The sequence below is a fragment of the Yoonia sp. 208BN28-4 genome (assembly GCF_037543925.1).
Lineage (GTDB): Bacteria > Pseudomonadota > Alphaproteobacteria > Rhodobacterales > Rhodobacteraceae > Yoonia.
The window spans coordinates 57,937-72,846 of the sequence record NZ_JBBIFY010000003.1 but is presented as its reverse complement, the minus strand read 5'-3'; the positions used below and the strand labels follow the sequence as shown (position 1 = coordinate 72,846).

18 protein-coding genes are annotated in these 14,910 nt (G+C 60.5%); 11 read left to right on the top strand and 7 right to left on the bottom strand.

The annotated features are described in order from the left end of the window. Positions 1 to 2 precede the first annotated feature (2 nt). Entirely contained in the window at positions 3 to 632 is a 630-nt protein-coding gene (locus V8J84_RS10540; protein ID WP_339930851.1) for a YdeI/OmpD-associated family protein, read from the top strand. On the opposite strand, the gene V8J84_RS10535 is transcribed toward V8J84_RS10540, so the two are convergent. Further along, positions 629 to 1,441, bottom strand: coding sequence for an EcsC family protein (locus tag V8J84_RS10535; RefSeq protein WP_339930849.1), 813 nt, complete (start codon positions 1,439 to 1,441; stop codon positions 629 to 631). The two genes, V8J84_RS10540 and V8J84_RS10535, sit on opposite strands and share 4 nt — an antisense overlap. A gap of 39 nt (positions 1,442 to 1,480) precedes the next feature. Then, positions 1,481 to 1,987, bottom strand: coding sequence for a GNAT family N-acetyltransferase (locus V8J84_RS10530; protein ID WP_339930847.1), 507 nt, complete (start codon positions 1,985 to 1,987; stop codon positions 1,481 to 1,483). 68 nt (positions 1,988 to 2,055) lie between these two features. Between V8J84_RS10530 and V8J84_RS10525 the strand changes: the two genes are divergently transcribed. Then, complete coding sequence (locus tag V8J84_RS10525) at positions 2,056 to 2,658, top strand: flavin reductase family protein (protein ID WP_339930845.1); 603 nt, start codon at positions 2,056 to 2,058, stop codon at positions 2,656 to 2,658. On the opposite strand, the gene V8J84_RS10520 is transcribed toward V8J84_RS10525, so the two are convergent. Together V8J84_RS10520 and V8J84_RS10515 are read right to left on the bottom strand one after the other, a co-directional pair. Continuing rightward, complete coding sequence (locus V8J84_RS10520; protein ID WP_339930843.1) at positions 2,643 to 3,971, bottom strand: ABC1 kinase family protein; 1,329 nt, start codon at positions 3,969 to 3,971, stop codon at positions 2,643 to 2,645. The genes V8J84_RS10525 and V8J84_RS10520 overlap by 16 nt on opposite strands. Before the next feature lie 86 nt (positions 3,972 to 4,057). Continuing rightward, on the bottom strand, positions 4,058 to 5,677 hold the full coding sequence (locus V8J84_RS10515; RefSeq protein WP_339930841.1) for a SulP family inorganic anion transporter: 1,620 nt from the start codon (positions 5,675 to 5,677) through the stop codon (positions 4,058 to 4,060). A gap of 57 nt (positions 5,678 to 5,734) precedes the next feature. Here V8J84_RS10515 and V8J84_RS10510 point away from each other — a divergent pair, with 57 nt between their 5' ends. From V8J84_RS10510 to V8J84_RS10495, 4 genes are all read left to right on the top strand, one after another. After that, positions 5,735 to 6,712, top strand: a complete 978-nt coding sequence (locus V8J84_RS10510) for an S-methyl-5'-thioadenosine phosphorylase (RefSeq protein WP_339930839.1) — start codon at positions 5,735 to 5,737, stop codon at positions 6,710 to 6,712. Then, the gene (locus V8J84_RS10505) at positions 6,713 to 7,381 is read left to right on the top strand and encodes a hypothetical protein (protein ID WP_339930837.1); all 669 of its coding nucleotides are present in this window, start codon (positions 6,713 to 6,715) and stop codon (positions 7,379 to 7,381) included. A gap of 46 nt (positions 7,382 to 7,427) precedes the next feature. Then, positions 7,428 to 7,958: an adenine phosphoribosyltransferase gene (locus V8J84_RS10500; protein WP_339930835.1), complete on the top strand. Its 531-nt coding sequence runs from the start codon at positions 7,428 to 7,430 to the stop codon at positions 7,956 to 7,958. A gap of 147 nt (positions 7,959 to 8,105) precedes the next feature. Next, positions 8,106 to 8,405, top strand: coding sequence for an arginine transporter (locus V8J84_RS10495; RefSeq protein WP_339930833.1), 300 nt, complete (start codon positions 8,106 to 8,108; stop codon positions 8,403 to 8,405). Between the two features lie 27 nt (positions 8,406 to 8,432). Here the strand turns inward: V8J84_RS10495 and V8J84_RS10490 are convergent, their stop codons facing one another. Together V8J84_RS10490 and V8J84_RS10485 are read right to left on the bottom strand one after the other, a co-directional pair. Further along, positions 8,433 to 9,296 carry a hypothetical protein gene (locus V8J84_RS10490; RefSeq protein ID WP_339930831.1) on the bottom strand — a complete coding sequence of 288 codons (864 nt, stop codon included), beginning with the start codon at positions 9,294 to 9,296 and terminating at the stop codon, positions 8,433 to 8,435. 32 nt (positions 9,297 to 9,328) lie between these two features. Further along, complete coding sequence (locus V8J84_RS10485) at positions 9,329 to 9,754, bottom strand: hypothetical protein (RefSeq protein WP_339930828.1); 426 nt, start codon at positions 9,752 to 9,754, stop codon at positions 9,329 to 9,331. A 236-nt stretch (positions 9,755 to 9,990) separates the two neighbouring features. On the opposite strand from V8J84_RS10485, the gene meaB reads away from it, so the two are divergent. Together meaB and rpmB are read left to right on the top strand one after the other, a co-directional pair. Continuing rightward, the gene (gene meaB, locus V8J84_RS10480) at positions 9,991 to 10,971 is read left to right on the top strand and encodes a methylmalonyl Co-A mutase-associated GTPase MeaB (protein WP_339932040.1); all 981 of its coding nucleotides are present in this window, start codon (positions 9,991 to 9,993) and stop codon (positions 10,969 to 10,971) included. A 190-nt stretch (positions 10,972 to 11,161) separates the two neighbouring features. Continuing rightward, complete coding sequence (rpmB, locus tag V8J84_RS10475) at positions 11,162 to 11,443, top strand: 50S ribosomal protein L28 (RefSeq protein WP_339930826.1); 282 nt, start codon at positions 11,162 to 11,164, stop codon at positions 11,441 to 11,443. 158 nt (positions 11,444 to 11,601) lie between these two features. Here the strand turns inward: rpmB and V8J84_RS10470 are convergent, their stop codons facing one another. Next, entirely contained in the window at positions 11,602 to 12,282 is a 681-nt protein-coding gene (locus V8J84_RS10470; protein WP_339930824.1) for a DUF2161 domain-containing phosphodiesterase, read from the bottom strand. A gap of 116 nt (positions 12,283 to 12,398) precedes the next feature. On the opposite strand from V8J84_RS10470, the gene V8J84_RS10465 reads away from it, so the two are divergent. The 3 genes from V8J84_RS10465 (at position 12,399) to V8J84_RS10455 (ending at position 14,881) form a co-directional block, all read left to right on the top strand. After that, positions 12,399 to 13,316 (top strand): manganese-dependent inorganic pyrophosphatase, encoded by a 918-nt coding sequence (locus V8J84_RS10465; protein WP_339930822.1) that lies wholly within the window; start codon positions 12,399 to 12,401, stop codon positions 13,314 to 13,316. A 153-nt stretch (positions 13,317 to 13,469) separates the two neighbouring features. Next, positions 13,470 to 14,345 (top strand): TIGR01459 family HAD-type hydrolase, encoded by an 876-nt coding sequence (locus V8J84_RS10460; RefSeq protein ID WP_339930820.1) that lies wholly within the window; start codon positions 13,470 to 13,472, stop codon positions 14,343 to 14,345. Between the two features lie 92 nt (positions 14,346 to 14,437). Then, entirely contained in the window at positions 14,438 to 14,881 is a 444-nt protein-coding gene (locus tag V8J84_RS10455; protein ID WP_339930818.1) for a MaoC family dehydratase, read from the top strand. Positions 14,882 to 14,910 lie beyond the last annotated feature (29 nt).

The window sequence follows — 14,910 nt, the reverse complement described above, 5'->3', positions numbered from 1 at the left end:
CCATGCCCGACATGACCACCGACCCGCAGGTTTTCTTTGACAAAGGCTGCGGGCGGTGCGCGCGGTTTGACACACCTGATTGCGCGTCACGCATCTGGGCCGAAGGGGTCGCAGCCTTGCGCGACATCTGTCTGGGTGCTGGCCTGCACGAGACAGCCAAATGGGGCTTTCCGGTCTACATGCAAGGCAAGCGCAACATCGCAATGATCGGCGCGTCACAGGCGCATTTCAGCCTGAGTTTCTTTCACGCGGGCCTGCTGGACGATCCCGCGGGCGTCTTGCAGAAGTCCGGCCCGCATACGCAAACCGCCGATCATCTGCGGTTTGCCTCGCTCGCTGATCTGGCCGCGATGGCGTCCCGGATTGACGACTTTCTGGCGCAGGCCAAAGCCAACGCCGCCGCAAATCGCAAACCCGCCAAGACACAGGCGCAGTTCGACTTACCGCAAGAGCTGGTTGATGCGCTGGATGCAGACGATGAACTGGCAGCGGCATTTGCGGCCCTGACACGCGGGCGGCAGCGCAGCTATGCCATTGTCATCGGTCAGGCGAAGAAAGCTGAAACCCGCATTACGCGGATCGCCAAATATCGTGACAAGATCATCGCGGGCAAAGGCACGCAGGACTACTAAGCGCGGTTCACCGGTAATTTGGCCGCCGCCAAGACGCGGTGGAATTCGTCCAGCACGGCCTCGTCCCCATGGTCACGGGCGATCTTGCGCAAGCCAAAATGCACATGCGCCATGCTGACGTAATAGTCCACAAAGGCAAAGTTGGTGCCAGCCCCCGCTGCCGCACCAAGGATCGGCACCGCTTGCGTGGCGAGCTTTTGCGACAGGACTGCCGCAAATTTCGGCGCGATCTTGGCGATCAGCTTGTGCAACGCGGCCCCTGACAGGCTTAGCCGTGCACCGACAAAGGATGTGTCGACCCCGTCATCATCGCTGCCCGGTCCGCCTGCGCCAAACACCGCCAGACATTCCTTGCGCGTGTCCTCGCTTAGCGGATCTTCACCGTATTCAGCGGCGACGCCCTGCACGGCGCGGAAGATCACGGTGGTCGCGACCGGCAATTCGGCAAGGGCGGTCGGCAATCCGCCCACGCCCCCAATCGCGCCAGAGATTGCCCCCAGAACGCGGTGCATCCGGTCCGATCCGGCCACCTTTGAGAAGGCACCGCTGCGGGACCGCTCTGCCGCTGAATAGCTATACGTCAGCGCTGCACGGGCCGCGCCGTCAATCTGGGATCGCACACCTTTCGGCAGCATCTTCATCCCGTCCTCAACCTGACCGCCCACGAAGTTGATCGCACTCATCAACACGCCATTGGCCTTGCGTTGACGCGCAGCCAGCGCCGCGATCTGCGCCTTGGCGTCATCGGTCAAAGGGGCTGGTGCATGATCGGGATTCACCAGTTTAAGGTTCTTTTCGTCCATATCCATACTTTCAAAATGGGGGCCGAATGCACGAATTGCAAACTGTCAGTCCGTTGTGGCGGGTGTGACATCGCCTGTGACACCGTCCCAAGCGCCATCGCGCAGGGCCAAACCCAGCACGCGGTCGGGGTTTGTCGGCGGCGGCATGACCACGCCGTCAAGCCGTTGAAAATCAAAGCGGGCGTAAAACGGCAGGTCGCCAACCAGCATGATCCTGTCCCAGTTTGCCAAACGCGCGGCCTCAATCGCCTGCACCATCAAAAGCGCCGCAATGCCTTCGCCCTGACGCGTCGGGTGCACCGCAATCGGCCCCAGCAAAACGGCCACCTGGCCGCCCACCATAACAGGCCAGTTGCGCACAACGCCTGCCAGCACCCCGTCGGGGTCGCGGGCGGTAAAGCACAGACCGGCAATCGGCGGACATGCGTCACGCAGACGATACGACGACAACGCCGTCCGGCCCGGCGCAAAGCAGGTGTCATAAAGCGCCTCGACCTCCCACCAGTCGGCGGCAGTTTCAGGGGCCAGAGCGATCTTGATATGTTGGTGCATGATTTCTGTCTGGCCTTGCGCTGGATCACACGCTACCCCCAAGGCAACTGGACGAAAAGGGGAAGTGCATGTTCTACCACCCAAAAGACGGCCACGGCCTGCCCCATGACCCGTTCAAAGCGATTATATCGCCCCGCCCTATCGCGTGGGTGTCGACCCGCGACGCGCAGGGCCGCGATAATCTGGCGCCTTATTCGTTCTTCAATGCCATCGCCTCCGACCCGCCGCAGGTGATGTTTGCCTCCAACGGGCAAAAGCCGGACCGTGACAACACCAAAGACACTGTTGGCAACGCGCGCGATACGGGCGTGTTTTGCGTCAATATCGTCAGCCACGCCCTGCGTGATGCGATGAACGCCAGTGCGGCCAATGCAGCACGCGAAACCGACGAATTTGCGCTGGCCAATCTGGCAAAGTCAGAGGCGCAAGGGATCGACTGCGCTTATGTATCAGACGCGCCCGCTGTTCTGGAATGTCGCGTCACCCAGATCATCGACCTGATCGGCGACACCAATATCATGGTCATGGGCGAAGTTGTCGGCGTGCATCTGGCCGATGCCTGCGTGGTCGATGGCGCGTTTGATGTGACCAAGTATCAGCCGCTCGCGCGGATGGGCTACATGGATTATACGACCGTCAGGGATGTCTTCCAGCTTCAGCGGCCCAAGTAGCGCGCCAGCAAGCGCACCACATCAACCTGCGCGCCAAGCCGTGCTGCCAGCAAGAACACGCCACCAAATTTGCGCTGAAGTAGCAAAACATCAACCGGCACAAGTGGCGGGACAAAACCGTCCTCGGCCAATGCCATGCCCTTGGCCTGCATGTGGCGCGACAGGGACGTGTCAGAGAAATCGACCCGATCACCGGCCTGCAAGTGGTCAAACACCATTCCCATCATCGCGATGATCTGGTCACGATGCCGCTGTGCGGTGTCACTGGCGACAAAGCCGATATCTTGCGCAATCTCGCCCAGTGCAGGCAAATCACGATCCAGCCCTGCCAGCATCAAACGGCGATACTGGTCGGTGACCACAGGATCAATCTGGCGGGCAGCACCAAAGTCCAGCAACACAATCCGGCCTGTGTCCGCCTGATACAAATAGTTGGCGAAGTTCGGGTCGGTCTGCATCGCGCCCAGCGTGAACAGCTCTTGCAAGGTCAGATCAATCAGCTTTTCGGCGACCGCGTTACGCACGTCCTGCGGCGCGCTGACCATCGCCTCAATCGGCTCACCCGCAACGTAGTCCATCGCCAGAATACTGTCCGTGCTCCAGTCTGCGTGCATCGCGGGCACCACAAATCGCGGGTCCTCTGCCAGCAGTTCACCAAAGCGCGTGAGCCACGCCCCCTCGCGGGCGTAGTCTGTTTCCTCGTGCAGTTGTTTGGCCGCTTCCTCCAGATAGGGGCCGATGTCGATCCCCTTGGGCAGCAAGCCGGACATGCGCATCAGCGCGCCGACGTTGGCCACGTCACTGTCGATACTGCGGGCCACGCCGGGGTACTGCACCTTGACCGCCAGATCCCGCCCGTCCTTGAGCAGCGCGCGGTGCACCTGCCCGATTGAAGCGGCAGCGATGGGGCGCACGTCAAACTTGGCAAACGACGCCAGCCAGCGGTCCGGCCACTGCGCGGCCAGCACCTGTTTCAGCTGGGCGGGCGGCATGAAATGCGCATCGTCGCGCAAGCGCGCCATGATCTGCGCCAGTTCCGGTGGCAGCACATCACCGCTGTCCATCGACACAAGCTGCCCGATCTTCATCGCAGCACCGCGCATCTGCGCAAGCTGGTCGGCCACGCGGGTCATGTTGCGTGGTGTCAGCAGCAGATCACGCATCTTTGGCCGTTGCCCGCGCCCGACCTGCGCCAGACCGTTGAGCGCCATATTGCCCGCCACGCCTGCCGTCATCGCGCCAAGGCGACTGACGCGGCCGATGCGGCTTGATGGCACGGCCATCGCCTGCGCTTTGCTGGGTTTGTCACTCATGCCCATAAACTAGGCGGCAGAGGCGCAAAAGCAAAAGCCCCGCAAGCATGACCTGCGGGGCTTTCGAATTTATCGCGGTGGGCGGTTTAGTGGTCGCCCAGAATACCTGTGCGCACGCCGTAATCCACGGCCACTTCGTAATCGGGATCATCATCGCTATCGACCACAAGGTGCCCCGCTTTGGACAGCAGTCGGTGGCAGTCGCGGCTCAAATGGCGCAACTGGATTTGCTTGCCCAGCGCCTGATACTTTCCGGCCACCGCCTCGATCGCCTGTAACGCGGATTGGTCAACCACGCGGCTGTTTTCAAAATCCACGATGACCAATGCGGGGTCAGTTTCGGCCTTGAACAGCTCTGAAAATCCATCCGAGGAGCCGAAAAATAGGGGGCCTTGCACCTGATAGACCTTGGCCTTTTCGGGTGTCTCGTAGGTGACGGCGTGAATGCGGGTCGCGTTGTTCCACGCATAGGCCAGCGCGGACACGATCACGCCGACCACAACGGCGGTGGCAAGATCAGTGGCCACGGTCACCACGGTGACAAGGATGGTCACAAACGCGTCCATCTTGGGCACCTTGCGCAGGATGGTCAGCGAGTTCCACGCAAACGTGCCGATCACGACCATGAACATCACGCCCACCAGTGCAGCCAACGGGATCTGTTCGATCAGGCCCGATGCGAACAGGATGAACGCCAGCAAGAACAAGGCCGCGGCAAGGCCCGCCAGCCGCGTGCGACCGCCGGATTTGACGTTAATCATCGACTGGCCGATCATGGCACAGCCGCCCATGCCGCCAAAGAAACCCGTCACTGTATTGGCCACACCCTGTGCCAGACATTCCTGACTGGCGCCGCCACGCTTGTTCACAATCTCGCCCACAAGGTTGAGCGTCAGCAGGCTTTCGATCAGGCCGATGGCGGCAAGGATAACCGCATAGGGCAGAATAATCATGAAGGTTTCCCACGTGAGCGGGACTGCGGGGATATGCAGAACAGGCAGTCCGCCTTCGATGCTGGCAAGATCGCCCACCAAAGGCACATCAAGGCCCAGCACAATCACGATCAGCGCGACAATTCCGATACCTGCAAGGGGTGCAGGGATCAGGTTTGTCACCTTGGGCCAGACCCAGATAATCGCCATTGTCAGCGCGGTCAGCGCCAGCATCAGATAGAGCGGCAGACCCGACAGCCATTCTCCGTTGGCCATGCCGTGACCACCGCCGCCATGCGCCGTGCCCGGCACCTGAAACTGACCCAACTGGGCCAAGAAAATCACAATCGCCAGACCGTTCACAAAGCCTAGCATCACAGGATGTGGCACAAGACGAATGAACTTGCCCCAATGCATAAAGCCCACGACCAGCTGGATCAGACCCATCAGGATCACGGTCGCAAACAGATATTCGACACCGTGCACAGCCACCAGCGACACCATCACCACGGCCAGCGCACCCGTCGCGCCCGAGATCATGCCCGGACGCCCGCCGATCAGCGCTGTGATCAGGCCGACGATAAAGGCGGCGTAGAGCCCTACCAGCGGCTCCACCCCTGCGACAAAGGCAAAGGCCACGGCCTCTGGCACAAGCGCCAGTGCGACGGTCAGACCCGACAACAGTTCGATCCGCACGCGTCCGGCGTTCATCGGGGTTTCGGGGTCGCTCATGGAAAGGTTGTCGGCAAATCTTGCCAGAAGGGCGCGGGCCATCGGAATACCTGTGGTTGGAAAGCGGTTTTGCCAGCCGCCTAAACGACCATAGCGGCAATGTCACCCCCGCAGCCGCGCCTGCAACCGATTGCCGCTGCGGGCTTTGCGCACTTGTCACAGGCTGCACGCTCTGATTGTCTGGCTGGGGCAGCGCGACAAAAGAGGCATGACGTGACCAAAATCGGCATCATTGGCGGATCGGGGATCTATGACATGGACGGGCTGGAAGATGCCACATGGGTCGCGGTCGACAGCCCGTGGGGCACGCCGTCGGATGCGATGCTGACGGGGCGGCTGGACGGTGTTGATATGGTGTTCCTGCCCCGCCACGGGCGCGGCCACGTGCACAGCCCGACCGACGTGCCCTACCGCGCAAATATTGATGCCCTCAAACGGCTTGGCGTAACCCATGTCGTCAGCGTGTCCGCCTGCGGATCATTCCGCGAGGAGATGGCACCGGGTGATTTTGTAATCGTGGACCAGTTTATCGACCGCACTTTCGCACGTGCCAAATCGTTTTTCAGCGCGGGCTGCGTGGCCCACGTGAGCGTGGCGCATCCGACCTGCCCGCATTTGTCCGATGCCTGTCACACGGCCGCGCGCGACGCGGGGATCACCGTTCATGCGGGCGGCACCTATCTGGCGATGGAAGGCCCGCAATTTTCGTCGCGCGCGGAAAGCGTGATGTATAAATCATGGGGCTGCGATGTGATTGGCATGACCAACATGCCCGAGGCCAAGCTCGCCCGCGAGGCAGAGCTTTGCTATGCCTCTGTCGCGATGGTCACGGATTATGACAGCTGGCACCCCGATCATGGCGCTGTGGATGTGGCAGAGGTCATTGCAACCCTGCAAGGCAACGGCACCAAAGCCGCCGATATGATCCGCCGCTTGCCCGCCCTGACAGGCGGTCTCGCCACAGTGTGTGGGGCGGGATGCCAAACGGCACTGGACAACGCCATTATGACAGCCCCTTCCAAACGCGATCCGGCGCTGCTGGCCAAGCTTGACGCTGTGGCGGGGCGCGTCCTTTAGATGTGGCGCGCCAGTCTTGCCCTGATGATGGCCTGTGCCCTGCCCGCATGCGCGCAGGACTACGTGCGCACGGATGGTCAGTTATCGGACAATGATTTCTACCGGCTTGTGGCCTGCGGTGCCGCACCAGGCGGGCGGTGTGACTTTGATATTATCCGCTGGGCCCCCGAGGACGCTGCCAGTCTCAGCTTTGCGATCGCGCCGTTTCCCGAAGATTATCCGCGCCGTTTGGCGGAGCGTTTACCGGATGCGCTGGATCAGGCCATCGTGGCGATCAATGATGCGGGCGCTGATCTGCAAGTCGTGCGCACCAACAAGCTGACTGCGGCCGACGTCGTGATCTATCCGCGCAACTGGCAGGCAGGTGACCGAATGACGGGCCTGCCGCGCGCGCAGGTCAACGGGACCCGCATCGGGGCAGCGCATGTGCACGTCTGGTGGGGCGGCGACAACTATATCGACGACGCGCTGATTGTCATGGGCGCAACCATCGAAAACGACGAGGTGTTCCCCATCCTGCTTGAGGAAATGACCCAGTCGCTTGGCCCTCTGACCGATATCAAGAACCCATGGTACAATAACCGGTCTGTCTTTGCCGAGGACAGTAATACGGTGATGAAACTGGGCGCACAGGACCGGATGGTCTTGCGCAGGCTCTATGGTTCATGATGAAAGCGCGCCAGATTATCCGACGTTCACAAAGGATCGCCAGCTTATGAAAACCGTCTCCGACTACATCCGCACGATCCCCCATTTTCCGCATGAAGGCATTATGTTCCGTGATGTGACCACGCTTTTCAGCGACCCGCGCGGGTTTCGTCTGGCGATTGATCAACTGCTTCACCCGTATGTTGGCACGCAGATTGACACCATCGTCGGGTTGGAAGCACGCGGATTCATCCTTGGCGGGGCGATCGCGCACCAGTTGTCACGCGGCTTTGTCCCGATCCGCAAGAAGGGCAAACTGCCCGGCAAGACCATCGAACAGGCCTACACGCTGGAATACGGCGAGGCTGTCATGGAAGTGCATGACGACGCGCTGCAACCGGGTGAGAAAGTGCTGCTGGTCGATGATCTGCTGGCCACGGGCGGCACCGCCGAGGCAGGCATCAAACTGGTTGAGCGTATGGGCGCCGAGGTTGTGGGCTGCGCCTTTGTCATCGACCTGCCCGATCTGGGCGGGCGCAAAAAGCTGGAAGCGCTGGGCATGGACGTGCACGCCCTTTGCGCGTTTGACGGCGACTAGGACCACGCCAAGCGACAATCCCCGCATAGGGCCACTGACGCGAAAGTTGAATTGCATCACCGCCCGCCCTTCGGCATATTGACGGCCAAACAAGATCAAGTCGCCGCCCGCAATTTCGGGCCCCAAGTGACAAGCAAGAGGCACGCTATGCAGCGCATTTTTATCGCCCTATCGTTTACCGCTCTGGCCGCATGTTCCGGCGGATCGGGCCAAATTTCGCAGGCGTGTCTGGATGCAGATCGTCGGGCGGCCACACCACAGCTATGTTCTTGCGTGCAACGCGCCGCCGACCGGACGTTGTCATCGTCCGATCAGACCCTTGCCGCAGGCTTCTTTGAAGATCCGCAAGAGGCGCAGGATATCCGCCAGCGCGGTATCCCCAGCACATCGGCCTTCTGGCGCCGCTACACCGCTTTTGCCAACGATGCGCGGCGCAACTGCCGCTAACGGCTGGCCGCACGCCCGTTTTGCTTTTTAGTCGATCACAAAGACGCCAGTTTCGCGTGTGGTAAACTCCTGCGCGGGGCCGGTTGTCGGGGCCAATCTGATTGTCTGGCGCTGTTCAACTGTGCCGACGGCCACAAGGTCACTGGCCGCACCGGTGGCGGATTCGCGGTCAATCATCGCATTGATCGTGGCAGGAAAGGCCGTCACGGTTGCACCTTCGAAATTGCCATTGCCGCCGATTGCCTGACCCGTAAAGACACCGTTGGCATCTAACATGCCGCTTGTGATCGTCAGATCATCCAGGTCAGCACCCTGTTTCGTGGGCAGGAAGGGCACAAAGCCGTTTGTCCGGCGATCTGTGATGCTGCCCGCAAAGGTGCCCTCGCCCAGATTGACGGTCACCTGCGTATTGCCACTGACCTGCGCTGCGTTATCAAATCCCCCCGAACGCAGCGGTGCATTGGCATCACGGATAAAGCCGCGATACGGACCACTTAATTGCGCGTCACCCGCAATCTGAACAGTCGTGTCCTGCCCGCGCGACAGGCTCAGCCCGTCTGCGGCAACAATGGTGTTTGTCTGCTGCACAAAAACGGACCCCACCAAAGAGCCTGCCGTGCCAACCAGATACTCAAACGATTTGTCGAGCGGCTGACCAAAAGCGATTGGATCTGTGACCCCAAATGTGACGCCCTGCGTCAGATCAACAGGCTGGCCGTTGATCACGGGCATCGTGCCGTCACCGCCGTTTGATAAAACCACATCGCCCGATTGCAGCGCTTCGGGGGCCAGCATTAATTGCGGAATGTCCGGCCCCGACGATGATCCGCCACAGGCCGATACTCCGACAGACGCAACAACAGCGCAGGACAACTTTACTAGATTTGGCATTCAAAATCCTCTTGTTTGAAAAAAATTGGGGGTTAGCGCAGCACACCGCGGTTTCGCATCACGCGGGCATAGACAATCAACAGCAACAAAACGCCGATGATGGCAGCCGTGAAGGTGGCCTCAAACGGTCCACCCATGGTCAACGCGGATGGATCGGCAATGCCATATGTATAGACCATCGATGCGGCCAGCCCGATCAGCGACAGGCGGAACGCTGCAACCGCAAAGCGCGATCGCAACAGCAAAAGCAGCGACCCGATGACCGAGAACCAAACACCCACAGGCCACGAGACATCAAACCAAAGCGGCGCATTCTGTAACATGGCGAGGCGCTCGTCTGGCATCTGTGCAAGATACTCCGCACTGCCGGACCGGGTCATGACATAGTCAAAGGCTCCGCCCGCGTTCCAGAGCAGCGACAGCACCCCGACAATCCAAAGGTGGATGGGTGTTTTCATCAAATGTTCTCCCCTTCAAAACGGCAACGACGGAGAAATACAGACCGCCGCCATGCAAGGCGTCCAGCGCAGATGTGTTGGCCCAAAACGGCCACGTCTCCGCTTATGTCATAGATTAAACGCCGATTTCCGTGTTCGCGCAAGAATTTCGCATGTTTGGCCACTTTGCCAGTCCGCGACCCATTGGCCCGCTGCAAGTGTTCGACAAGCGCCTGCGCGTTGGCTATCAGACCTTTATGACCACCGATCTCGCCAAGCTTGCCACCGATATCGCCGCAGGCAACCGCCGTGCACTGGCCCGCGCCATTACGCTTGTCGAAAGCGGACGCGGCGACCACCGCGCCGATGCGCTGACCCTTCTCGATACGCTGGGCACCACACAACAAGCGCTGCGCATCGGTCTGTCCGGCACGCCGGGCGTGGGCAAATCCACTTTCATCGAAAGCTTCGGACTTATGCTGACGGGCATGGGCAAACGTGTGGCGGTGCTGGCGGTTGATCCATCGTCGGCGCGTTCGGGCGGCTCCATCCTTGGCGACAAAACCCGCATGGAGCAGCTGTCGCGCGACCCGCTGGCTTTCATCCGCCCCTCACCATCGCAAACGCAGCTTGGCGGTGTGGCCCGCCGCACCCGCGACGCGGTGGCGCTGTGCGAAGCGGCAGGCTTTGACATCGTCCTGATCGAAACCGTGGGGGTTGGCCAATCCGAAACCATGGTGGCGCAGATGGCCGATCTGTTTGTGCTGCTGCTGGCTCCGGCGGGCGGCGACGAACTACAGGGCGTCAAACGCGGCATCATGGAAATCGCCGATCTGGTGCTGGTCAACAAGGCGGATGGAGACCTCAAGGCACAGGCCAGCCGGACCTGCGCCGACTACGCCGGTGCCTTGCGTCTGATGCGCAAGCGCGCGCAGGATCCCGATGGTTTCCCAAAGGCACTGACCGTATCTGCGCTTGAAAACAACGGACTTACAGGCGCATGGGAGGCGATGCAGACACTTTCAGACTGGCGACGGGACAACCACATCTGGGCCACAACCCGGGCCGCGCAAGCCCGCTACTGGTTCCACGAAGAGGTGCGCCTGCAACTGCTGGCCCGCCTGGCAGAAGACGCCAGCCTGCGCGCCAAACTGGCCCAACTCGAACAGGCTGTGACTGATGGGGCCACCTCCCCCGCCGCCGCTGCTGCAAGCGTCATTGCAACGCTGGACAGCTGACCTTTCGTCACACTACAGGCGGCCTGTGCATTTTGCGCATCTGCCCGTCACAAGCGGGTTGACGCCCCAGCGGAATCCTCCTACATCCCGACATCTGAATTCAGGGCCTCCCGCGTGGGGGCTCAACCGTTTGACAAAAGGTGACCCGCACCTCCTGCGCGTGACACCCACTTAGACAAGGAATACGCTTATGTCGCGTCGTTGCGAACTTACCGGTAAAGGCCCGATGTCTGGCAACAATGTCAGCCACGCCAAGAACCGCACCCGCCGCCGGTTCTTGCCAAACCTGCAGGACGTATCCCTGCGCTCTGACACGCTTGGCCGCACATTCAAGTTCCGCGTTTCCAACGCAGCCCTGCGCACGGTCGATCACCGTGGTGGCCTTGACGCATTCATGGCCCGCGCAAAAGAGGCGGAGCTGTCCACAGGCGCGTTGAAAGTCAAAAAAGAGATCGACAAAGCAACCGCCTAAGGCGCTGCTTTCTTGGATCAATGCACAAGGCCCCCTGACCGCAGGCGGGCCTTTTTGCATGTCTGGTGCTTGCGATCAGCTTGCATATTGGTCCTACGGCGGACACTGGGTGCGCCTTTGACCAAAAAAATCGCGTGCGGCGCAGCCGCTCCGTTTGGTCAAACGTCGGTATCGCCGTAATCGGCCAGCCCTTTGCGCCCCTTCGCGGTCAGGCCATAGACACCCTTTTCCACCCTCTCGAACCAGCCATAGTGATCGTCGCGCATAATGCGTGTGGCATCCGGCACCTCGGCCCACTCCTTGACCTTGGCGCCTTTTGACGGGCCGTGCACCGCCAGAAACCGCGCACATGCCACCGCGTCCTGCCGGTAGCCAGTCACCAGCCCGTGCCGCGTCGCCCCGCCCGCATTGGGATCACCCTTGAGCCTGTCAAACGCCTTGAGCAGGCGCTGCTTTTTCTTCTTGATCGTGCGGGCCGCATAAGGCCCCGGATCGGCGTGCGCCTCGACGTGACCGTCGCGCAGCCGCACAGTCAGCACACCCAGCCCCACGCGACGGGCCAGCGCCACGTTGTCCTTGAGCGCCCGCGCGAACGGCTTGCCGGGCTTGTGCGGCACCGCCACATAGACAAGCTCCGTCACGCCCAGCCGCGCGATCCCCTGATGGAACAGCGCCAGCGAAAACCCCAGCTTCAGCTCGACCACGACGGGATCTTCTTTCCCGCGCATGGCCACAATATCTGCCGCGCCCACCTCGCCCTTCACCTCGTAGCCCTGCCGTTGCAGGAACGCTTTGACGGGCGGGTAAAGATCAGCCTCTTTCACACTGTCGCCAGCCATCGCCATTCGCCTTGTGATCGCTGCATATCGGCCCTTCTTTTTTGGCCCCGTGACAGGGGCTGCGCACCTGCTATAAGGCGGCCAAATTCCACGACCAACCCCAAGGCATGCATACCATGACAACCCTCGTTTTCGGCCACAAGGCCCCCGACACTGATTCCACCGGCTCTCCGTTGATCTGGGCGTGGTACATGAACCACCTTGGCCTTGACGCCAAAGCCGTGCTGCTGGGCACGCCCAACACCGAAGCGGCCTTTGTCGCAAAGCGCTGGGGCTTTGATCTGCCCGAAATCATCGGCGATGTGGCCAACGACCAGCCCTGCGTTGTCGTGGACACCAACAACCCCGCCGAATTGCCCGCCAATATCAACAACGCGCATATCACGGCGATCATCGACCACCACAAACTGGTCGGCGGTCTGGAAACATCCGGCCCGATTGACATCACGATCCGCCCGCTGGCTTGCACGGCCACCATCATGAACGACTTGATGGGCGAACACGCCACCCAGATGCCTGACGCTGTCAAAGGCCTGATGCTGTCGTGCATCCTGTCTGACACGCTGGAATTCCGCTCGCCCACCACAACCGCGCAGGACCAGACACTGGCCGAGGGGCTGGCCGCCGCACTGGACATCAACATCACCGATTACGCCGCCGAGATGTTCGCTGCCAAATCCGACGTCTCACGCTTTTCGGATGCGGAACTGCTGCGCATGGACAGCAAGGAATACACCGTTGATGGCAACGCCTTCCGCGTCTCCGTGCTGGAAACCACGGCCCCCGCGATCGTGCTGGACCGCAAGGACAGCCTGATGACATCCATGGTTGACGTGGCAAAAGAGGACGGCGTCGATCAGGTGCTGCTCTTCGTCATCGACATCCTGAAAGAAGAGGCCACGCTGCTGGTGCCAAACGATCTGGTCAAGACAGTGGTCGAGCGTTCGTTTGGCGCGCAGGTCACGGGCGACACGGTGGTCCTGCCCGGCATCATGAGCCGCAAAAAGCAGATCATCCCCAGCCTGACGGTCTAAGGCCAGCAGGCTGAACCAAACTTCCGCTATTGAGTTAAGAAATGGGGCGCATCCGGCGCCCCTTTCCATTTGTGCACGCGCGGTGCACGGTCAGTGTACGCCCGGTGCACACCACTTTTCGCGCCCAAATCAAAGTTAACAGGCCCCCTGAATATGACCCAGATCATCAACACTTTTGCAGATATCTCTTCTGACTATGACGCCGCCTTCGTGGACCTGTGGGGCTGTATGCACAACGGCATCACCGCCCATCCCGCCGCCGTAAAGGCAATGCAGGATTACCGCACGCGCGGCGGTGTTGTAATCCTTGTCACCAACTCCCCGCGTCCGTGGGACAGCGTCGCAGACCAGATCCTTGGACTTGGCGTGCCTGATGATGCTTGGGATGCAATCGCCACCTCCGGCGACAGTGCGCGCGCGGCGATGTTCCGCGGTGTGGTGGGGTCGAAAATCTGGTTCATGGGCGAAAGCCCGCGCGATGACGACTTCTTCAAGCCTTTGAAAATCATCGACGATCCGGTCGAAATCAAAAAGGTCCCCTTGGAAGAGGCCGAAGGGATCGTCTGCTGTGGCCCGTTTGATCCGCTGGCCGATGTGGATGTGAACCGCCCCGAATTTCTCTATGCCAAGCAGAAAGGTCTGAAGCTGCTGTGCGCAAATCCCGACATCATCGTGGATCGCGGCGATGTCCGGGAATGGTGCGCGGGCGCGCTGGCCGCTCTTTATACTGAAATGGGCGGTGAGAGCCTCTATTTCGGCAAGCCACACCCGCCGATCTACGATCTGGCCCGCCGCAGGCTCGCCGCGTTAGGGAAATCGCCATCAGACCCACGTATCATCGCAATTGGTGACGGGATCGGCACCGATATTTCCGGCGCCTTGCAAGAGGATATTGATTCCCTCTTCATCTCCGGCGGACTAGCCGCAGCCGAGACAAAAACCGACACGACACCGGACCCGCAAGCGTTAAGCGATTATTTACAAACGGAAATGATATCGCCGACATATACAATCGGGCATCTGCGCTAGGCAAAAAGGGCTTGCCATTGCTGCATTTGCGAAGTAATAAAATTTCAAACTGACGCCAGTATGTGATTTTTAATTACCGAACGGAGGCAGCAATGCTTGATAACGCACCCCGCGGCACGATCTGCATCGAAGACATTGAAATCGGCATGGTCCGGTCGTTGCGTAAAGTGATTACCGACCGCGATATCGAGCTGTTTGCCGAAGTCTCCACAGATAAAAATCCCGTTCATCTGGATGAGGATTACGCACAGGACACCATCTTTGGCGGGCGCATCGCCCACGGCATGCTGACCGCCGGTCTGGTGTCTGCGGTGATTGGCGAACAGCTGCCCGGTCATGGCACCGTTTATCTGGGTCAAAGCCTGAAATTTCTGGCCCCCGTGCGCCCTGGCGACATGGTGGTGGCCGAGGTTGAGGTGACCGACATTGACCATTCCAAACGCCGTGTGACCATGAACACGCGCTGTCTGGTGAACGACAAAAAGGTGCTGGTGGGTGACGCAACTGTGCTGGCCCCGTCGCGTAAATTCGACTGACCTTGCACCGCTGACGCGCCCGCGCTAGG

Excerpts from the sequence above, each read along its gene's own strand:
- V8J84_RS10540 (WP_339930851.1), top strand. The coding sequence starts at position 3 with ATGCCCGACATGACCACCGACCCGCAGGTTTTCTTTGACAAAGGCTGC.
- V8J84_RS10535 (WP_339930849.1), bottom strand. The coding sequence starts at position 1,441 with ATGGATATGGACGAAAAGAACCTTAAACTGGTGAATCCCGATCATGCA.
- V8J84_RS10530 (WP_339930847.1), bottom strand. The coding sequence starts at position 1,987 with ATGCACCAACATATCAAGATCGCTCTGGCCCCTGAAACTGCCGCCGAC.
- V8J84_RS10525 (WP_339930845.1), top strand. The coding sequence starts at position 2,056 with ATGTTCTACCACCCAAAAGACGGCCACGGCCTGCCCCATGACCCGTTC.
- V8J84_RS10520 (WP_339930843.1), bottom strand. The coding sequence starts at position 3,971 with ATGAGTGACAAACCCAGCAAAGCGCAGGCGATGGCCGTGCCATCAAGC.
- V8J84_RS10515 (WP_339930841.1), bottom strand. The coding sequence starts at position 5,677 with ATGGCCCGCGCCCTTCTGGCAAGATTTGCCGACAACCTTTCCATGAGC.
- V8J84_RS10510 (WP_339930839.1), top strand. The coding sequence starts at position 5,735 with ATGTCACCCCCGCAGCCGCGCCTGCAACCGATTGCCGCTGCGGGCTTT.
- V8J84_RS10505 (WP_339930837.1), top strand. The coding sequence starts at position 6,713 with ATGTGGCGCGCCAGTCTTGCCCTGATGATGGCCTGTGCCCTGCCCGCA.
- V8J84_RS10500 (WP_339930835.1), top strand. The coding sequence starts at position 7,428 with ATGAAAACCGTCTCCGACTACATCCGCACGATCCCCCATTTTCCGCAT.
- V8J84_RS10495 (WP_339930833.1), top strand. The coding sequence starts at position 8,106 with ATGCAGCGCATTTTTATCGCCCTATCGTTTACCGCTCTGGCCGCATGT.
- V8J84_RS10490 (WP_339930831.1), bottom strand. The coding sequence starts at position 9,296 with ATGCCAAATCTAGTAAAGTTGTCCTGCGCTGTTGTTGCGTCTGTCGGA.
- V8J84_RS10485 (WP_339930828.1), bottom strand. The coding sequence starts at position 9,754 with ATGAAAACACCCATCCACCTTTGGATTGTCGGGGTGCTGTCGCTGCTC.
- meaB (WP_339932040.1), top strand. The coding sequence starts at position 9,991 with ATGACCACCGATCTCGCCAAGCTTGCCACCGATATCGCCGCAGGCAAC.
- rpmB (WP_339930826.1), top strand. The coding sequence starts at position 11,162 with ATGTCGCGTCGTTGCGAACTTACCGGTAAAGGCCCGATGTCTGGCAAC.
- V8J84_RS10470 (WP_339930824.1), bottom strand. The coding sequence starts at position 12,282 with ATGGCTGGCGACAGTGTGAAAGAGGCTGATCTTTACCCGCCCGTCAAA.
- V8J84_RS10465 (WP_339930822.1), top strand. The coding sequence starts at position 12,399 with ATGACAACCCTCGTTTTCGGCCACAAGGCCCCCGACACTGATTCCACC.
- V8J84_RS10460 (WP_339930820.1), top strand. The coding sequence starts at position 13,470 with ATGACCCAGATCATCAACACTTTTGCAGATATCTCTTCTGACTATGAC.
- V8J84_RS10455 (WP_339930818.1), top strand. The coding sequence starts at position 14,438 with ATGCTTGATAACGCACCCCGCGGCACGATCTGCATCGAAGACATTGAA.